14 protein-coding genes are annotated in these 17,601 nt (G+C 51.5%); 9 read left to right on the top strand and 5 right to left on the bottom strand.

What is annotated here, in order from left to right; genetic code table 11:
* The first annotated feature begins 111 nt into the window (after nucleotides 1-111).
* From O4H49_RS01385 to clpA, 4 genes are all read left to right on the top strand, one after another.
* A complete protein-coding gene (locus O4H49_RS01385) occupies nucleotides 112-795 on the top strand; it encodes a hypothetical protein (RefSeq protein ID WP_269421615.1) in 684 nt (227 codons plus the stop codon).
* Between the two features lie 298 nt (nucleotides 796-1,093).
* Nucleotides 1,094-1,657: a phasin family protein gene (locus O4H49_RS01390; RefSeq protein WP_269421616.1), complete on the top strand. Its 564-nt coding sequence runs from the start codon at nucleotides 1,094-1,096 to the stop codon at nucleotides 1,655-1,657.
* 321 nt (nucleotides 1,658-1,978) lie between these two features.
* On the top strand, nucleotides 1,979-2,305 hold the full coding sequence (clpS, locus tag O4H49_RS01395; RefSeq protein ID WP_269421617.1) for an ATP-dependent Clp protease adapter ClpS: 327 nt from the start codon (nucleotides 1,979-1,981) through the stop codon (nucleotides 2,303-2,305).
* A gap of 422 nt (nucleotides 2,306-2,727) precedes the next feature.
* The gene (gene clpA, locus O4H49_RS01400; RefSeq protein ID WP_269422268.1) at nucleotides 2,728-5,037 is read left to right on the top strand and encodes an ATP-dependent Clp protease ATP-binding subunit ClpA; all 2,310 of its coding nucleotides are present in this window, start codon (nucleotides 2,728-2,730) and stop codon (nucleotides 5,035-5,037) included.
* Between the two features lie 109 nt (nucleotides 5,038-5,146).
* On the opposite strand, the gene creD is transcribed toward clpA, so the two are convergent.
* Nucleotides 5,147-6,628: a cell envelope integrity protein CreD gene (gene creD / locus O4H49_RS01405; RefSeq protein ID WP_269421618.1), complete on the bottom strand. Its 1,482-nt coding sequence runs from the start codon at nucleotides 6,626-6,628 to the stop codon at nucleotides 5,147-5,149.
* 387 nt (nucleotides 6,629-7,015) lie between these two features.
* Between creD and O4H49_RS01410 the strand changes: the two genes are divergently transcribed.
* Nucleotides 7,016-7,537: a DUF1287 domain-containing protein gene (locus O4H49_RS01410; protein WP_269421619.1), complete on the top strand. Its 522-nt coding sequence runs from the start codon at nucleotides 7,016-7,018 to the stop codon at nucleotides 7,535-7,537.
* Here the strand turns inward: O4H49_RS01410 and O4H49_RS01415 are convergent.
* From O4H49_RS01415 to O4H49_RS01430, 4 genes are all read right to left on the bottom strand, one after another.
* Complete coding sequence (locus tag O4H49_RS01415) at nucleotides 7,527-8,720, bottom strand: GNAT family N-acetyltransferase (RefSeq protein ID WP_269421620.1); 1,194 nt, start codon at nucleotides 8,718-8,720, stop codon at nucleotides 7,527-7,529. The two genes, O4H49_RS01410 and O4H49_RS01415, sit on opposite strands and share 11 nt — an antisense overlap.
* Nucleotides 8,721-8,845: 125 nt before the next feature.
* Nucleotides 8,846-9,313, bottom strand: coding sequence for a RidA family protein (locus O4H49_RS01420; RefSeq protein ID WP_269421621.1), 468 nt, complete (start codon nucleotides 9,311-9,313; stop codon nucleotides 8,846-8,848).
* Nucleotides 9,314-9,718: 405 nt separating this feature from the next.
* Nucleotides 9,719-13,384: a vitamin B12-dependent ribonucleotide reductase gene (locus tag O4H49_RS01425; RefSeq protein WP_269421622.1), complete on the bottom strand. Its 3,666-nt coding sequence runs from the start codon at nucleotides 13,382-13,384 to the stop codon at nucleotides 9,719-9,721.
* A 589-nt stretch (nucleotides 13,385-13,973) separates the two neighbouring features.
* Entirely contained in the window at nucleotides 13,974-14,879 is a 906-nt protein-coding gene (locus O4H49_RS01430; RefSeq protein WP_269421623.1) for a DMT family transporter, read from the bottom strand.
* Nucleotides 14,880-15,102: 223 nt separating this feature from the next.
* Here O4H49_RS01430 and O4H49_RS01435 point away from each other — a divergent pair, with 223 nt between their 5' ends.
* The 4 genes from O4H49_RS01435 to mlaD all read left to right on the top strand — a co-directional run bounded on the left by O4H49_RS01435 (nucleotide 15,103) and on the right by mlaD (nucleotide 17,549).
* Nucleotides 15,103-15,507 carry a GFA family protein gene (locus O4H49_RS01435; RefSeq protein WP_269421624.1) on the top strand — a complete coding sequence of 135 codons (405 nt, stop codon included), beginning with the start codon at nucleotides 15,103-15,105 and terminating at the stop codon, nucleotides 15,505-15,507.
* 107 nt (nucleotides 15,508-15,614) lie between these two features.
* The gene (locus O4H49_RS01440; RefSeq protein ID WP_269421625.1) at nucleotides 15,615-16,454 is read left to right on the top strand and encodes a hypothetical protein; all 840 of its coding nucleotides are present in this window, start codon (nucleotides 15,615-15,617) and stop codon (nucleotides 16,452-16,454) included.
* Nucleotides 16,455-16,622: 168 nt separating this feature from the next.
* The gene (locus O4H49_RS01445) at nucleotides 16,623-17,003 is read left to right on the top strand and encodes an NADH:ubiquinone oxidoreductase subunit NDUFA12 (RefSeq protein ID WP_269421626.1); all 381 of its coding nucleotides are present in this window, start codon (nucleotides 16,623-16,625) and stop codon (nucleotides 17,001-17,003) included.
* Nucleotides 17,004-17,096: 93 nt separating this feature from the next.
* A complete protein-coding gene (mlaD, locus tag O4H49_RS01450) occupies nucleotides 17,097-17,549 on the top strand; it encodes an outer membrane lipid asymmetry maintenance protein MlaD (RefSeq protein ID WP_269421627.1) in 453 nt (150 codons plus the stop codon).
* The last annotated feature ends 52 nt before the right edge of the window (nucleotides 17,550-17,601 follow it).

Below are 17,601 nucleotides of genomic sequence, written 5' to 3' on the forward strand. Positions count from 1 at the left end.
TTTATCTTGAGAAATAGTGAACAAACAGAGCTAAAAGTAACTTTTTGATAAAAAGATGAAAAAAACTCGACTTTTTCGAGGCTCTTTGCCTTTCATCTTGAGCGAGGAAAAATGCAAAAACTCTTTCTTCTTCCCCTGTGTCTCTGGATTGCGGGCTGTTCTTACCAGGGTACCATCGATAAACCCCACACCCAGAAAGCCACCTGGTTCAGTTATGTTGGTGGAGAAGATATCCGTCAGCGCTGTCAACCAGGCATGACCGAATATCGATTTGTCTATAATGCGGTATATGATGAACAGATCAGAACTTATGAAGTCACCGGAATTCCCGGAGGCCCGGCCGAACTGATTTCACGGGCACAAGAGGGAAGTGGCATTCGGGTTAATCACATTTCGCTGTCTGATCCCCTTGCCCAGTTTGGATGGGAAAAATCCCAGCGCAGCCTTTCAAGGGAAGAACTGGCCGAACTGGAGCAGAAGCTGCAACAAAGTGGCGCAGGGGAACTTCGAACCGAGGGTGACCGCTTGCGCTCGGACGATTTTTATTGGACCTCAGCACTGTGCCATAATGGCAATTTTGTTTTCAATGGCTGGAAACTGAAAGACAAGAGTTTTGATCATCTGGCTTTCGTTCCTTATTTGCTGAATCAGGACCAGACCGGTGTTGAAGTCAATCCGATCCGGGATATGGGAACTGCATTCCAGGCGCGTATGGGGCAATCTAAAGCCGAGAAACACAAACATTTCGAATTGCGTGTCGGCAGTAATGGTTTGACCAACACCGCGCTTTTTTAAGATAAAAACAGCCGTTTTGAAACGAACCCGGGCAGTTCCTGGCTGATATAGGGTTTAATAAATGTCATCTGCAACCATAGGGGTTCAGGTGACATTTTGGTTGCACTTGTGTTATGTGTTTGTTGCATTGCAGCATTGCCCTTGAAATTCTCCTGAAACAATGTATATTCACAATTATGTTGCATCGCAGCATGAGGGTGTTGTCAAAAGAGTGACGATCTTCGCCCTACCAAATAAAGCCTGCGGGGCCAAGGTGAAGAACTCGCTCCAAAATTGAGATGATATTGAGGAGATACATATGACAACCACGACTAAAAAGAAGACGGCAGATACTACCGAGAAAACAGTCTCCGGTACGAACGGGCCGAAGACGAATGTTGAAGAAACCCCTGTTAAGCAAACAGTTACCGTGGAGAACGAAATGAAAACTGGTATTGAATCTGCCGCAAAAGGCTATGAACAAATTTTTACTTTCTCTCAGGCCCAGGCTGAAAAAGTAATGACTACATTTTACAAACAGTATGAAGATGCTGCTGCCATCAGCAAGGAAACGGCTGAACTGGCTACAAAATCTGGCAACAGTTTTTCGACAAGCTATCAGCAGTTCAGCACGCTGTTCACCGATATGGCTCAGACAGCTATCAAAAAGAATATGGCTGTTGCCGAAGCTTTCCTGGCTGCAAAAGACATCAACGAAGTTTCTGACATCCAGTCAAAATACGCCCGTGAGTCTTTTGATGCCCTGGTAAAAAATGGTACAGAAATCACTGAACTGACTACGAAGGTTGCAACCGAGGTTGCCGAGCCAATCCGTCAGCAGATGACACAGACTTTCGAAAAGATGTCCAAAACAGCTGCCTAAGCTTGAGGTATTCTTTTTAAGAGTTATGGCAAAAGCCCCGTATTCCACGGGGCTTTTGTCGTTTTGTCTTCCTCGTTATTTTCGGGGTTATTTCCGGGGGTTATTTCTCAGGTTATTTTGCTGGAAACAGACAGGTTGCGATTGAGTTGTTGCCGAGATCACAGAACAGCTATTTCACCGTCGGCTTCTTGAAGAAATGGCTGGTTGATACTATAATATATAGCCTTGAGTATGCGTCCCTGTTGGGGCGTTGTTTGCATTAAAATCAGAGCAGCCTTTCGGTGAAAGGATTGCTTGTAAAAGACAATCAGGTAGCAGTGGATGAGTGGACCAGACCGCGATAATGATTTCGATGAAGAGCAGGGTGTTGTCGTAAAACCACGCACACGAACCAAACGCCCGTCTATGTACAAGGTCCTGTTGCTGAATGACGACTACACACCGATGGAATTTGTCATCCATGTCCTGACACAGTTTTTTGGCAAGGATCAGGAAGACGCGACACGGATTATGTTGCAGGTACATCAGCAGGGTGTCGGGATTTGTGGTGTTTTCAACTACGACGTTGCCGAAACCAAGGCAACCCAGGTAGTTGATCTTGCACGGAAAAATCAGCATCCTTTGCAGTGCGTGATTGAAAAAGAATAACGCGAAGCATGCTCTTCCCGTTTTTTACGGCTCTTTTCGCTGTTTTCTAAAAGAGCCGGCTTATTTTTACACTTTCTTCTTTATTTCCCTTCTAAAATGACTCAACGCAATAGTCGAAACCGCTTTAAACGCCCTGCTTGTCTTAATGGTAAAAGCAGGGTTCTGCCGGGAGATGCTGGCAAGGCGCAGAGATAAAGTGAATTCAGTTCCGCCGGGTTTATCGGAAGAAAAGAAGGAACTGATTTTCTCGGGAAATCTATTTCCCGCTATCTCTTGCTGATTCAGTTTTTGCTCCCTAGGTATAGTGAAAGCCCTACGTTTGGTAAAAGAGGGTGGTCAAAGACACAGGATCAGGATTTAGGGTTCCTGTAAATGATCAGGTGATCTGACCACGATGGTTAAAGGGGTGTGATAACATGGCAATGCTGTCAAACAATCTGGAACAGACACTGCACAGGGCTCTGGCATATGCCAATGAGCGCCGGCACGAATATGCCACACTTGAACACCTGTTGCTGTCCCTGACGGAAGACCAGGATGCCATCGCGGTTTTGAAAGCCTGTGGCGTCGCGCTGGAAACCCTGCGGGAAGATCTGCTGGACTATATCGATAACGATCTGTCCAATCTGGCGACGATCCATCTGGGTGATGCAAAACCGACAGCTGGCTTCCAGCGGGTGCTGCAACGCGCGGCCATTCATGTCCAGTCTTCTGGCCGGGAAGAGGTCACCGGTGCGAATGTGCTGGTTGCCATGTTCTCTGAACGTGAAAGCCATGCCATTTTCTTCCTGCAGGAACAGGAAATGAGCCGCCTGGATGCCGTAAATTATATCAGCCACGGCATTGCCAAGGTTGAGGGTCTGGAAGAAACCCGCACGATCCATGGTGCGGAAGACCGACGCGAGGAAGGGGGAGCAGAAACCCCGAATAACAAAGGACGCGAGGCGATCGATGCCTATTGCGTCGACCTGAACAAAAAAGCCAAGGCTGGAAAGATCGACCCTCTGATTGGGCGGGAATCCGAACTGGAACGTACGGTTCAGGTTCTCTGTCGCCGGACCAAGAACAACCCGCTTTATGTCGGGGATCCCGGTGTCGGTAAAACGGCCATTGCCGAAGGACTTGCCAAGCGTATTGTCGATGGCGAAGTCCCTGACGTCCTGAAAGATACAATCATCTTTTCCCTTGATATGGGCTCATTACTGGCGGGTACCCGCTATCGTGGCGATTTCGAAGAACGTCTTAAGGGCGTGGTCAAGGAAGTCGAGGCCATGGAAGGCGCTGTTCTGTTTATCGACGAAATTCATACGGTGATCGGGGCCGGGGCCACATCCGGCGGATCCATGGATGCGTCCAATCTGCTCAAACCTGCCCTGCAGAACGGCAGCCTGAGCTGTATTGGTTCGACAACCTATAAGGAATACCGCAATCACTTCGAGAAAGACCGGGCACTGGTGCGTCGTTTCCAGAAAATCGACGTGGCTGAGCCTTCAATCGAGGATGCGGTAAAAATCCTGCGCGGCCTGAAGCCCTATTATGAGGAACACCACAAGGTCAAATACACCAACGAAGCCTTGCGCACGGCGGTGGAACTGTCTGCACGCTATATCGGCGAGCGCAAGTTGCCGGATAAGGCAATCGACGTGATCGACGAGGTTGGTGCGTCGCAGATGCTCTTGCCGGAAAACAAACGCAAGAAAGCGCTCGGAGTCAAGGAAGTCGAGGCTGTCGTAGCCAAGATTGCGCGGATCCCGCCCAAATCGGTTTCCAAGGATGACAAGTCTGTTCTTAAAAACCTGGATCGGGATCTCAAGACCATGGTCTACGGTCAGGATCAGGCGATTGTCGCGCTGTCATCGGCTATCAAGCTCGCGAGAGCTGGACTGAGAACACCGGAAAAACCGATTGGCTGTTACCTTTTCACCGGTCCGACCGGGGTCGGGAAAACCGAAGTGGCCAAGCAGCTGTCCCATTCTCTAGGTGTCGAGCTGACCCGCTTTGATATGTCCGAATATATGGAGCGCCATGCGGTTTCCCGTCTGATCGGTGCCCCGCCGGGCTATGTCGGTTTTGACCAGGGTGGTTTGCTGACCGATGCCATCGACAAGACACCACATTGTGTGTTGCTGCTGGATGAAATCGAAAAGGCACATCCTGACATCTTCAACATCTTGCTGCAGGTGATGGATAATGGTCGTCTGACAGATAACAACGGCAAGTCTATTGATTTCCGGAATGTTATTCTGATCATGACGTCGAATGCCGGGGCGGCTGATATGGCCAAACCTGCGATCGGATTTGGCCGGGAAGTCCGGATTGGTGATGATGAGGAAGCGGTCAACAAGGCCTTTTCCCCGGAATTCCGCAATCGTCTGGATGCGATCATTCCTTTCCGTAACCTCTCGACTGGCGTAATGACCAAGGTGGTGGACAAGTTCATTATGGAGCTGGAGACCCAGTTGGCTGACCGTCATGTGACCATTGAACTGTCACCTAAAGCCCGCAAGTGGCTGGCCGCAGAAGGGTATGATCCCCTCTATGGTGCCCGCCCGCTTGGGCGTGTGATCCAGAATGTGATCAAGAAGCCCCTGGCCGAAGAGCTGCTCTTTGGCAAGCTGACACGGGGTGGTCTGGTCCGGATTGATATCAAGGATAATGCACCAAGCTTCAGTTATCCCGAATCTTCGGGGGGAAGCAGTAAAAAAGGTACGAAGAGAAAAGAGCCTGCCTAAGTCTGACTATCGCACCGTTATATGAAAAAAGGCCTCGCATTTGCGAGGCCTTTTTTCGTGGAGTAATTCCTGCATGATCACAGGGGAAGGTCGTGGTTAATGCGCATGTTCACTGGGCTTCAGGGTTTTCTTTGGCTTTGATGTCCCCTGTTGTATCTGGTTTTTCGCGAAGTTCCCGGTTCAGGTTCCTGGTCAGGTACATCAGGAGCAACAAGACCAGAAGCACGAGACCGCTTCCCATCGTCAGGGCATAGTCTTCCATCTGCAGGATCGAGTAGAGGAAGCCGTAGAGGGCAGCAAGCAGACCAGCAACAGCCAGGCCATTTTGTTTGCTGTGGCTTGCTACCGTGACATAGCTGGCGATTGACAGCACGGTTGTACCGGCAGCGAGGCCATAAGAGAAAGCAAAACTAAGGTGTTCGGAAAGTGTCAGCAGCAGAAGATAGAATACTGACAGGGAGACCCCGACCAGGGTGTATTGAACAAGGTGTAATCTTACCCCGCGGGTGAATTCAAAAATCAGCAACATCAAATAGGTCAGAGCAATAAACATGATGCCGTACTTGGCGGCGCGGATGGATGTCCCGTAGTGGGAGATAGGTTCAAATAAACGGGCTTCGGCGATCACTTCCTGTAGATTTATGCCACTGTTGTCGGTGAAAACCTGGGGATAATTGCGGGAGAGATGGCTGATTTCCCAGTTGGCTTTAAAGCTGTTGTTGTCGATTTCATGGGCTTTGGGCAGGAACTGGCGGAAACTGGGATGTGGCCAGTCCGCGGATATCTTAATCTGCGTATTCATGCCGAGAGGGATGGCGCTGATATTCCTGCTGCCGCGCAGGAGGCTGTCAAACTTGACCGAAAAGCGGCTTAAGTCCTGTCCCGGGGTCGGGCGGGCACTGAAACCGCTAGCGAGCAGGTTGGTTCGCAGGCCCGTTCCAGGCATCAGGTCCAGCTTTTTATTGTCGATTGTCACTGTGGGAGAGGCGGCAATGCCACTGTTATCGCTCAGAGCGATGGTGATATAGGCCTGATCATAGAGGATCTGCTGCAAATTCGGGATTGGTGGAGGATTGAAACTGAAGTCTGCAAATCCTTCTACCCGTGCCGTATACACAAGGCTGCGGTAGATACTGCGTTCGCGAAATTCATGATCCAGATTGGCAGAGAGTGACAACTGGTCGGGAAGAATGATCAGTTTGTCATGACCAATAACGATTTTTTCTTTTCCCTGATCCGTCGTAATCCGGGTTTCGGTGACAAAGGGAACGACAAGAACGGGTGCTGCAATTGTCTGCTCCTGCCCCCAGTCGTTGTCTGTTTCATACAATACTGAATGATAGAGATTATTCCGCTCGTTCATCAGGTCGTGGACAAGGGCTGTCGGAATGAGCATGAGCAAGGTTAAGAAGCCGATGATCACTGCCTTGATCATAAGAGGGTTGCTGTTGGCGATACGGCCCCCCAAACCGCTGGCCTGTTCGGCATAACGGCTGGTTATCCATCGTAAACAGGTCAGGCCGATGATGATAAAGATCCCGAGAAAAATGACAGCGACGAGTATGAGAAACACTGTTGTAAGGTCCATCATGGTGAAATCCTCCCCCCTGGAGGTGGTTGTTAGCGGTTTTGTTTCCTGTGCAAGACAGAATATGAGTGAAGTGCCAGCTATCCTGATGGGGGAATGAGAAGAAAGTTTGCGGTCAATAAGGCAAAGTCGGCTGTCGTAGGGCAGGAAAGATGATCTGTTATCGCCATGGTCTTGCCTTACTGTGACCCGGAAAAGGGCGCAAAATGCTGTTTCTCTGACGGGGAATAGTAAAGAGGATGCGTTATGTGTCAGTGGTCCGGGATAACAAGGCGGTTTTCAGTTCTTGAACCCAAGAGTGGATACAACAACCTGATCCGCTGGTCAGTTTGCTTCTTGTTGCTGTGCTGGAGCGGGGCAGCTTTCGCTGATCCGTCTTTTGGGAAGAGGTTGTCGGAAGAAGCTCTCAAACGCACAGAAGTTTTTGTGCTCTATGACAGCAGCTATTACCGGATCAGTTATCCCGGCGGCGATGTACCACAACATAGCGGGGTCTGCAGCGATGTGGTTATTCGAAGTTATCGCGGTCTGGGGATCGACCTTCAGAAGCTGGTTCATGAAGATATGCGCACCAGTTTTTCGGCTTATCCTGCCTATTGGGGCTTAACAAAGCCGGACAGTAATATCGATCATCGCCGGGTTCCAAACCTGCGGGTGTTCTTTACGCGCCATGGTATATCCTTGCCTCTTTCCAAAGATCCACAGGCCTATCAAGCCGGAGATCTGGTCAGCTGGAATCTGCGTCCGGGAGGATCGCTACCTCACATTGGAATTATCAGCGATGAAAAAAGCACTGATGGGGTGCCGCTGGTGGTGCACAACATCGGGAGAGGCCCGGAGTTGGAGGACATGCTGTTCGATTACGAAATCACCGGGCACTACCGCTACGGCACCGGGGATCCTAATCCTTAGGCTGTCTGAGAGAATCTGAAGGGGCATTGGCAGCTGTCTTGCGGAAAGGTCCGAGCTCTTTCAGGTAACTCATATCCTGTTCCAAAGCTCTTTGTTCGCCCTCGAGGAACCGGGCGATGGCATCGCGGAAGTTTGGATCGGCAATGGCGTGCAGGCTGTAAGTTCGGGATGGCATGTAGCCGCGCTGGATCTTGTGTTCACCCTGTGCGCCGGCCTCTACTCTTTTCAGGCCGTGGGTGATGGCATAGTCAATGGCCTGATAATAGCAGAGTTCAAAATGCAGGCTGGGATAATGGCCTGTTGATCCCCAGTTCCTGCCATAGAGTGTATCACTGCCACGGAGGTTAAGGGCAGCAGCAATCAGTTGCCCGCCGTTCCAGGCGCTGGTCAGGACGACCTGTCCGGCCAGCTGTTGTCCCAGACGGGAGAAAAAATCCCGGGTCAGGTAATCATGGGCATGTTTTTTGTCGACGGTGTTGAGATAAAGCCCGTGAAACTGTTCGAGGATTGTTGGAGTGAGGGTCTCGCCTTCAAGTGTTTTCAGGGTTAATCCGTGGCTGTTTGCTTCACGTCGTTCTTTTCTGATCGCTTTTCGTTTGCGTGAACTGAGATCGGACAGGAAATCTTCAAAACCGCCATAACCTTTGTTCTCCCAGTGATACTGGACGCCTGTACGGGGGAGTAACCCGGGTTGGGCCAGGGACTGCCATTCATCCTCGCGGGTGAAGGTCAGGTGCAGAGACGAGGCCTGATATTGCTGGAGCAGCTGCAACATGGCGTTGATCAGGGCCAGTCTGAGATCCTGTTGTTCTGTCCTGTTTTCTGGCGCGATGAGCAAGCGCGGGCCGGTAACAGGGGTAAAAGGCACAGCACACTGAAGCTTGGGGTAGTATTGTCCTCCTGCACGTTCAAAAGCATTGGCCCAGCTCCAGTCAAAAACGTACTCCCCATAGGAATGGCTTTTCAGATAGAGCGGCGCGCAGGCGAGTATCTGCCCGTCAGGATTTTTCAGCGTCAGGTGCTGGGGTTGCCACCCGGTTTCTGCACAGGCGCTTTTGCTTTCTTCAAGTGCCAGCAGGAATGCGTGGGATACAAAAGGGTTGTCTGCGCCAGCACAACGGTCCCAATCGTCCGGGGCAATGCCACTGATCCGGGGATGTACTTCAACACGGAATTGGCTCATCGGGCTCCTCGGAGCGGCTGGGGCAGGAAAAGAGTTCACCACAAGAAATAGGAAGCCGTCTGCCGGATAGCAAACGAAAAAGGCAGGCGCTGAGGCCTGCCTTTTTCATAGGAAGATAGACAGGATCAGTCGATTTCCGCGACGCAGTCAACTTCGACGGCAATACCGAGCGGCAGACTTGGCGCAGAAACGGCAGCGCGGGCATGAACACCTTTGTCGCCGAAGACTTCGACCATCAGATCAGATACGCCGTTGATTACTTTTGGCTGATCCGTGAAATCAGGGGTAGAGTTCACAAAACCACCCAGCTTGACGATACGTTTGACCCGGTCAAGATTGCCGCCAGTGGCTACTTTCAGCTGGGCAATGATGTTGATACCACAAAGGCGGGCCGCTTCCTGGCCTTCTTCAATGGACATGTTATCGCCCAGTTTACCCTTGTAGAGGATCTCGCCATTCTTGGCCGTGATCTGTCCGGAAACAAATACTGTATTGCCAGAGGTAACATAACCAACATAGTTGGCAACGGCTTTTGCAGGTTCGGGGATTTCAATCCCGAGTTCTTTCAAACGGGCGTCAACAGTACCAGCCATAGCTCTATCCTTTGTTTTTTTATTACTTGTTGCTGTCACGGACCTTCTTCCCCCTGCCAGCGGGGCGTCTTGTGAGAAAAAAGTCCAAACCGAAGGGGAGGATATAAAGCGGTTGCGCCCTCGTATCCTGCCTTTATCTGTAGAAATACAGAGCGGATTTTAGCCGGATCCACAGCGAGTGCAAGTCAAGTCTTGGGAAGAAATGCGACAATATTCTGAATGTTTGAGCCTGCTGCAGTGCAATATCATTATGCGGAGTGCGTTCCTGACGACATATCCCTGCGTTTGATGGAGAGAGAGTGCTGGATCAGAGGTCAGGGAATATCTCTCCACAAAACAACAGGCCACAAAACAACAGGGCGGCCTGAGCCGCCCTGTTTATCGCAAAGAAACGGAAACCTTGGCTTAGGAACAGCCAGTTGTACCCCCGCAGGTATCACACTTCAGACAGGTGCCGTTGCGCACCAGAGTGAAGTTACCGCACTCAGGACATGAATCCCCCTCATATCCCTTCATGCGGGCTTCGCGGACCTTTTCCATACGCTTGTCCACGGCCTTGACGATGGTCGTTTCCGCAGCGACGGCGGTCTGGGTGTCGGTAACACCCACGAAATCCTGATTTGCTTCGGCAACAGCAGCGGAAGCCGAGGCCAGTGTGTCCCCGATATCCTGGCCGCCGTTCACAACCATCAGCTTGTTACGGACATACCCTGTAGAAGCCACGCGGCGAACTGTTTCAGCAACAGAATTCCGGGCAGCAGGCAAATCACTTTCGTCAGAACCTTTCCCCAGAGAATCCGGCAGCATGTCTGCTGGCTCTACATGGGCGAGGTCGTTACGCCCAAGATAGGAAACAGCCAGTTCGCGGAACAGATAGTCAAGGATAGACGTTGCCATCTTGATCACGTCATTGCCTTCGACCATGCCTGAAGGCTCGAACCGGGTGAAGGTATAGGCCTCAACGTATTCTTCCAGCGGAACACCGTACTGCAGACCGATGGAAATCGCGATGGCGAAGTTGTTCATCAGGCTGCGGAAAGCGGCACCTTCCTTGTGCATGTCGACGAAAATCTCGCCTAGGGCGCCGTCTTCGTATTCACCCGTGCGCAGATAGACCTTGTGACCACCAACGATGGCTTTCTGGGTGTACCCCTTGCGGCGGGATGGCAGCTTCTTGCGCTCGGTCACAGCTTTTTCGATGACGCGTTCGATAATGCGTTCGGCGACAATCTCGACCCGCTTGGAGGTTGGTGCCTCGGCAACATCATCATCTTCTTCTTCGAGTTCCAGCAGAACACCGGAAGAAAGCGGCTGGGAAAGCTTGGAACCGTCACGATAGAGCGCGTTGGCTTTGAGGCCGAGTTTCCACGACAGCATATAGGCATCTTTACAATCATCAATCACGGCATTGGCTGGCATGTTGATGGTTTTGGAGATCGCCCCGGAAATGAACGGCTGGGCAGCCGCCATCATGCGAATGTGGCTTTCGGCGGAGAGGAAGCGTTTACCGGTTTTCCCACAAGGATTGGCACAATCAAAGATCGACAGGTGCTCGTCTTTCAGGTGCGGTGCACCTTCGAGGGTCATGGCGCCGGTACAGAAGATGTTCGCGGTGTCGATTTCCTTGCGGCTGAAACCAAGCTCGGTGAGCATGTCGAAAGACGGATCATTCAACTGGGCTTCGGTAAAGCCAAGCGTCTTGATGCAGAACTCTTCGCCCAGGTTCCACTTGTTGAAGATGAACTTGATGTCAAAGGCGCTGGCGAGTTTTTCTTCCAGTGCGGCAAGGGCATCATTGGTGAAGTCTTTTTTCTTCAGACTGTCATGGTTGATGCCCGGTGCCTTTTTCAGCGTTCCGTGACCCACGGCAAACTTGATGATGTCCTCGATCTGGCTTTCGCTGTAGCCTAGGTATTTCAGCGCACCGGGAACTGTCCGGTTGATGATCTTGAAGTATCCGCCGCCAGCAAGTTTCTTGAACTTGACGAGGGCAAAGTCGGGTTCGATTCCGGTGGTGTCGCAGTCCATCACCAGTCCGATGGTGCCCGTCGGGGCAACAACGGTGGTCTGGGCGTTGCGATAGCCGTGTTTCTCGCCGAGTTCGAGGGCTTCGTCCCAGGCTTTGGTTGCCGCAGCAACAAGTGCCTCGTCCGGGCAATCCTTGGCAAAGATCGGCACGGGCTGAACTTCGAGGGCTTCATAACCGCCTTCTTCACCATAAGCTGCACGGCGATGATTGCGCATGACCCGCAGCATGTCGTTCTTGTTCAGCTCATAGCGCTTGAACGGGCCAAGCTCTCCAGCCATCTCAGCAGAGGTTGCATAGGCGGTTCCGGTCATGATCGCGCTGAGGGTCGCACAGATCGCGCGGCCTTCGGGCGAGTCATAAGACACACCGGTTGACATCAGCAGGCCGCCGATGTTGGCGTAACCAAGACCGAGTGTCCGGAATTCATAGCTGAGCTGGGCGATCGCCTTGGAAGGGAACTGCGCCATGAGCACAGAGATTTCCAGGGTAATGGTCCAGAGGCGGCTGGCGTGGATGTAGGCATCAATGTCAAAGCTGCCGTCAGCGCGCTGGAAGGTCATAAGGTTCATGGAGGCCAGGTTACAGGCCGTATCGTCCAGGAACATGTATTCGGAACAGGGGTTGGACCCGTTGATCCGGCCAGACTGCGGACAGGTGTGCCATTCGTTGATGGTGGTGTCGTACTGGATGCCGGGATCCGCACAGGCCCAGGCCGCATAGGAAATCTGATCCCAGAGATCGCGGGATTTTAGGGTCTTGTGGACCTTGCCATCGATACGGCGGATCAGGTTCCAGTCACCGTCCTCTTCGAGGCTCTGGAAGAAGCCGTTGGCAACGCGGACCGAGTTGTTCGAGTTCTGGCCCGATACGGTCAGGTACGCGTCTGAATCCCAATCGGTGTTGTAGGTGTCGAACTCCATCTCGGTGTAGCCCTGTTCAGCGAACTGGAGCACACGCTGGATGTAGCTCATCGGCACTTCATGAGCCCGCGCGGTTTTGATCGCAGCTTTCAGAGTGGTGTTCTTGCGGGGATTGACCCGGTCCTTGTCATCAAGGGCATCTGTATTGCAGGCCGCCATGATGCTTTTGAGATGCTTCTGGCAGATATTCGATCCGGCAACCAGTGCGGCGACTTTCTGCTCTTCAACCACTTTCCAGTTGATGTATTCCTCGATATCCGGGTGGTCGAGATCGACAGTCACCATCTTGGCAGCACGACGGGTGGTTCCGCCGGACTTGATCGCACCAGCTGCGCGGTCGCCGATTTTGAGAAAGCTCATCAGACCGGAGGACTTTCCACCGCCAGAGAGAGGCTCTTCAGCGCCCCGGACCTTGGAGAAGTTGGTGCCTGTTCCGGAACCGTATTTGAACAGGCGCGCTTCGCGAACCCAGAGGTCCATGATGCCGTTGTCATTTACCAGATCATCACCAACAGACTGGATAAAGCAGGCGTGAGGCTGTGGATGCTCATAGGCTGATTTTGAACGGACCAGCTTGCCGGTTTCGTGATCGACATAGTGGTGACCTTGACCAGGTCCATCAATACCATAGGCCCAGTGCAGGCCTGTATTGAACCACTGTGGAGAATTCGGTGCAGCCATCTGGTTGGCCAGCATGTACCGCATTTCGTCGAAATAGGTTTTGGCGTCTTCTTCGCTGTCGAAGTAGCCACCTTTCCAGCCCCAGTAGGTCCAGGCGCCAGCCAGACGATCAAAAACCTGCTTGGAGCTGGTTTCTCCGATGATGCGTTCGTCCTCGGGGATATCGGACATGGCATCGTGATCGGGTTCAGAGCGCCACAACCATGAAGGGATTGAGTTTTCTTCTATACGTTTTAATTTAAGGGGGATGCCGCGTTTGCGGAAATATTTCTGGGCGATGATGTCACAGGCAACCTGGCTCCAGCTCGCAGGAACGTCGATGTCTTTGGCCTGAAAAACGATTGACCCATCTGGATTGCGGATTTCGCTGGTTGTTGTGCGAAACGCGATGGCGTCATAGACGTCTTTTCCGGTTTCCGTAAAGCGACGTGCGATGCGCATGCCGTATCCCCTTTATTTTAAACAAAACTCAATAGAAAAGCTCTGGATAAAGGATGTTGATATCCTGTACCAAAGCTCACTCAAACAACAAGGTCCGCAAGCCGGGTGACTCTGCGGTTTTTCTGCGAAAGAAGCACATTTTGTTGATCTGAAGTGATTTAACCACAATATTTGGTTTTCGTCACCCGTATTTTGCATATTGACACCACATTTTGTAGCTCGACAGTAACCATTAAGCCTGTGGATAAATCTGTGAATTACCAGGGAACAAAATTGTATGAATGGGAAAAGTTGCGGAAAAATAAGGCGCTTTTCATTATCCCTAAAATTAATGTTTTCTTTTAAGCTGGTGGAAAAATGCAGGGTAATTTTTATCTGAGAATCTGGTGAAGCAGAATCAGCCAAAGAAAGCAGAAAAAGGGTTACCGATTCGTGTCAGAAAGATAAAATTCCCGGGACCAAACCACAGCAGTATCTGGGGGAATAGAATGATGTCCTGGCTTTCCATCCTGAAAAAATAGCAATAACAATTAGTTGTATTGGCTCTATTGCGAGAGAGGCCTTATCTCGTAGCGGCAAGATGGCATTCTTAGGGTACTGCTGGCTGCTTTGGCCGGGTTACGGGGCGATAACAGGTCCCCGCGATTGCCAGCATAACAAAGAGGGCACCGATAATCTGGGAAATGCCGAGGGCTTCATGTAACACAAGAACCGCCATGGCGATGGTGACAACAGGTTCGCTGTTGAGAAACATTGCCGTGCGTGACGGGCCGATCATTCCGACTGCGGTGATCTGGGCAAGAACAGCCACCAGATAAAGTCCGGCAATAAGGCTTGTGAGTGAGAACTCGGTGAGATTGTCCGGAACATGAAAACTGTTGTTCAGGGGAAGATAGAGACAGGAAAGGACAATCCCGACCACATTGACATAAAAAAGAGATGTCAGGTTTGGTACCAGAGGAACAACTTTCCGTCCGCAAATCAGCCCGCCACACATGGAGAGAGAGGTCAGGCAAAGAAAGCCCAGACCACGCCAGTCAAGACTGTCCAGTGATGGGCCCAGGGCGATGGTAATGCCGGTAAAAGCCAGAAGCGAAAGCCCCAGCTGGGGCAGGCTTGGTGCGCGTTTTTGTAACAGGGGGTCAATAATGGTGACGATAACCGGGAAGGTGTAAAAGACAATGGCGGCAAGACCGATGGAAATGTATTGAACTGCCGAGAGATAGAAAATCGTGACGCAAAAAATAAAAAAAGACATGCAAAAGAGCGGAAGGCGCCCTTTGGGGGGGACAAGGAAGCTTCTCCGAGTGATGCCGAGGATGACGAGCATGACAAGGCTGCCTAGAATAAAACGGAACAGCGTAACTGTCATGGGAGTTGCGCCTGCCTCATATACAGCCGGAGAAATCGGGGTGATCAGCCCGAAGGAGATGCCCGCGAGCAAACCGCTGAGGATACCAGCAGAAGGAATTTTAGTTTCTGTTGGAGTATTCATGGTTTGACTATCCCTGTTTCAGGAGATGCGATTTGTCTCTTTTGTTAAACGCCTCCTGTCGACGTTAGAGGGCATGAGATGGAAACAACAGGAAAAAAATGAACGAACAGGGGCGGCAATGTAATCTTGCTTGCCATTTGACAGGCCGAAGCGGGAAGGGCTTTATATTTTCCGGAAACAACAGCTTCGGCAATTACTTGCTCAAAAGACAGAGGAAACCCCGATGACGGATAAACGGCAGACATATGAGGCAAAGTGCCACTGTGGCAAGGTGCATTTCAAATTCAGGGGAGAGCCTGTGCACACTGCTATCAGGTGCAATTGTTCCATGTGCCGCCGCAAGAATGCTGTCATGTCTACGGGATGTTATAGCGGTGACGCTTTTGAAATTATATCAGGTAAGGATAACCTCGGGACCTACCTTTTCGGTGATCGCAAGGTGAAGCACCATTTCTGCACGAGCTGCGGGATCTATACATTCCACCAGATGGGGCGGCAGCAGGACCATGAAGAGATCGAGCTTCAGGGAGAATTCAGGGTTAATCTTGGTTGTGCTGAGGAAATCGATCTGGAAAAACTGTCGGTCCGGGTTTTTGATGGCCACGACAGCTGGCGCTTCCTGAACTGATGCCTGCAGGATGAGGCAAGGTGAATTTAAATTCCCTGGCCTGAAGGTACTGGATAGAGACAAGAGGCGTTCGCAGGAGATGTGCGAGAGAGCCTGAAGGAAATGATATGAAAATCGCGCTACCCGAATTTCGGGATAAACTCGAAGATTGCCTTGAAGCCCGCGGTGCCCAGGATATTGCGCTGGATCAGGCCTCTGGCATGGTCCAGTGGGCAGAAAGAATTCATCGTTGCGGGGTCGCTTATCTTGCCCAGAAGCGGGATGCCTATAGCAAGCTGGACATCAATGCAGTCAAGCTGCAGCTGGAAAAGGGCAATGCCTCTTTTCTTGATGCGGGAGGGCAGTCATTGGCTGTGGCCGGTCCTCAGGCTCTGGAAAAAGCTATGCTCACAGCCCGTGAAAGCGGTATAGGCCTCTCGGTGATTACAAACGTCTGTGACCTGATCGGTGTCGGGCAGCTGGTTGAGCAGGCTCTGGCAGAGGGGCACGCCTGTTTTGCCACCTATGTTGTTGATCCGGCCTCGGAAGAAGGGACGGTATTGACCGAGGTCTATGGGCATGTACGTGGCATTGCAGCCGTTGCCGGAACCGACAACACCATCCGGACAGAGCTGCACGGATTGCCCAGCAGTCATGGCAATTTCATGAGGGGGAATGCGCCGACCAATCTTGGGGATCTGGTGGTTAGTACACTGTCAGAAGGGAAAAGTCTGGTGCCTGGCTGTACGATACTCTGTCTTGATCTGCCGGATCTTTACGATGATCTGATCAAGGGGCTGGTCGCCGGGGTCGAACAAGCTCCCGCCCGGCTTTTTTATCCTGTAGAACTGAGTACCCGTAACCTTGAGGTCTCGGAAGACGGTTTCGAAGTTGATCAACAGGAATGGCAGATCCTGGCTGAGGAAGAGGGGCTGTTGCCGCCGCCTGAGGGCACAGCTGAGGTGTAAAGGGATATAAAGAGGCGAATATTACGTCAAATTATGTTGTTGGGGCTGGACTGCCGGGGGATGCGGTGTAATATTCAGCCCCATAGCACTCTGGCGGCTGTCGGTGATAGCAGAGCCGAAATCTGAATAAAAACAATTGTTAGGGCGCTGCCCGATAAGGATTGAGATATGGCTGGAACTCCTCTTGGAACCCGTCTTTTTACCTGGCTTAAAGGCGAACTTGTTGGTCAGGATGGTCAAGGCAACAAGTTTTATCGCACCAAGGGTGGCAGTGAAGTACATAAGGACAGCCTGCGCAATGAGCGTCGCTGGGTGATTTATAACGGGGAAGTGGAAGCAAGTCGTGTTTCGGCTGACTGGCACGCCTGGTTACATCACACGACCAATGAACGGCCCCCAGAAGGCGGTTATCCCAAACATGCATGGCAGCTTGAGCACAAGGCAAACAAGACGGGTACAGCGGAAGCCTATCGCCCCGCTGGCAGTACCTTGAAAACCGGGCAGCGCCCGCGGGTTTCAAGTGATTATGATGCCTGGCAGCCGGAATAGTCCGGCAGGGTTCTGTTTCCTCTATTGTGCTTTTCCCCCTGGAAGCGCTCTGTTTTTTAACTGCTGATATATTTTCTTTATTAAGGTGCCTGCATGAACAGAAGTATCGTCGAAACGCTTATTGGTGCGCTGGTTCTGTTTGTCGCAATTTCTTTCGGTTTCTATGCCTTCAATAATGGTGATGCGAGTGGTTCCGGGCAGGGGTATGAAGTTATCGCCGAGTTTGATAATGCCAGTGGTCTGGTGTCTGGAACAGATGTCAAGATTGCCGGTGTCAAGGTTGGGACCGTTCTCAGGCAAGCGCTTGACCGGGATACTTACTTTGCCGTTGTGACGCTTCAGATCAACGACGACGTCAAGCTTCCGAAAGGAACCTCGGCGCGTATTCTGTCAGAAAGCCTGCTGGGAGGCAGTTTTGTCAGTCTTGAACCCGGTGGAGAAGACGGCTACATCGACAAGGGCGGCTATATCAAAGATACCCAGGGGAGCGTTAACCTGATGGATCTTCTTGGCCGCTTTGTTTTCTCTTCTGGTGAAGCAGAATAATTTTTTGCCAGAGTGTTTATCTGCCCTGCAAGCAAGGGTGAGTGGATAAGAG

Source organism: Kiloniella laminariae, from assembly GCF_027214005.1.
Lineage (GTDB): Bacteria > Pseudomonadota > Alphaproteobacteria > Kiloniellales > Kiloniellaceae > Kiloniella > Kiloniella laminariae_A.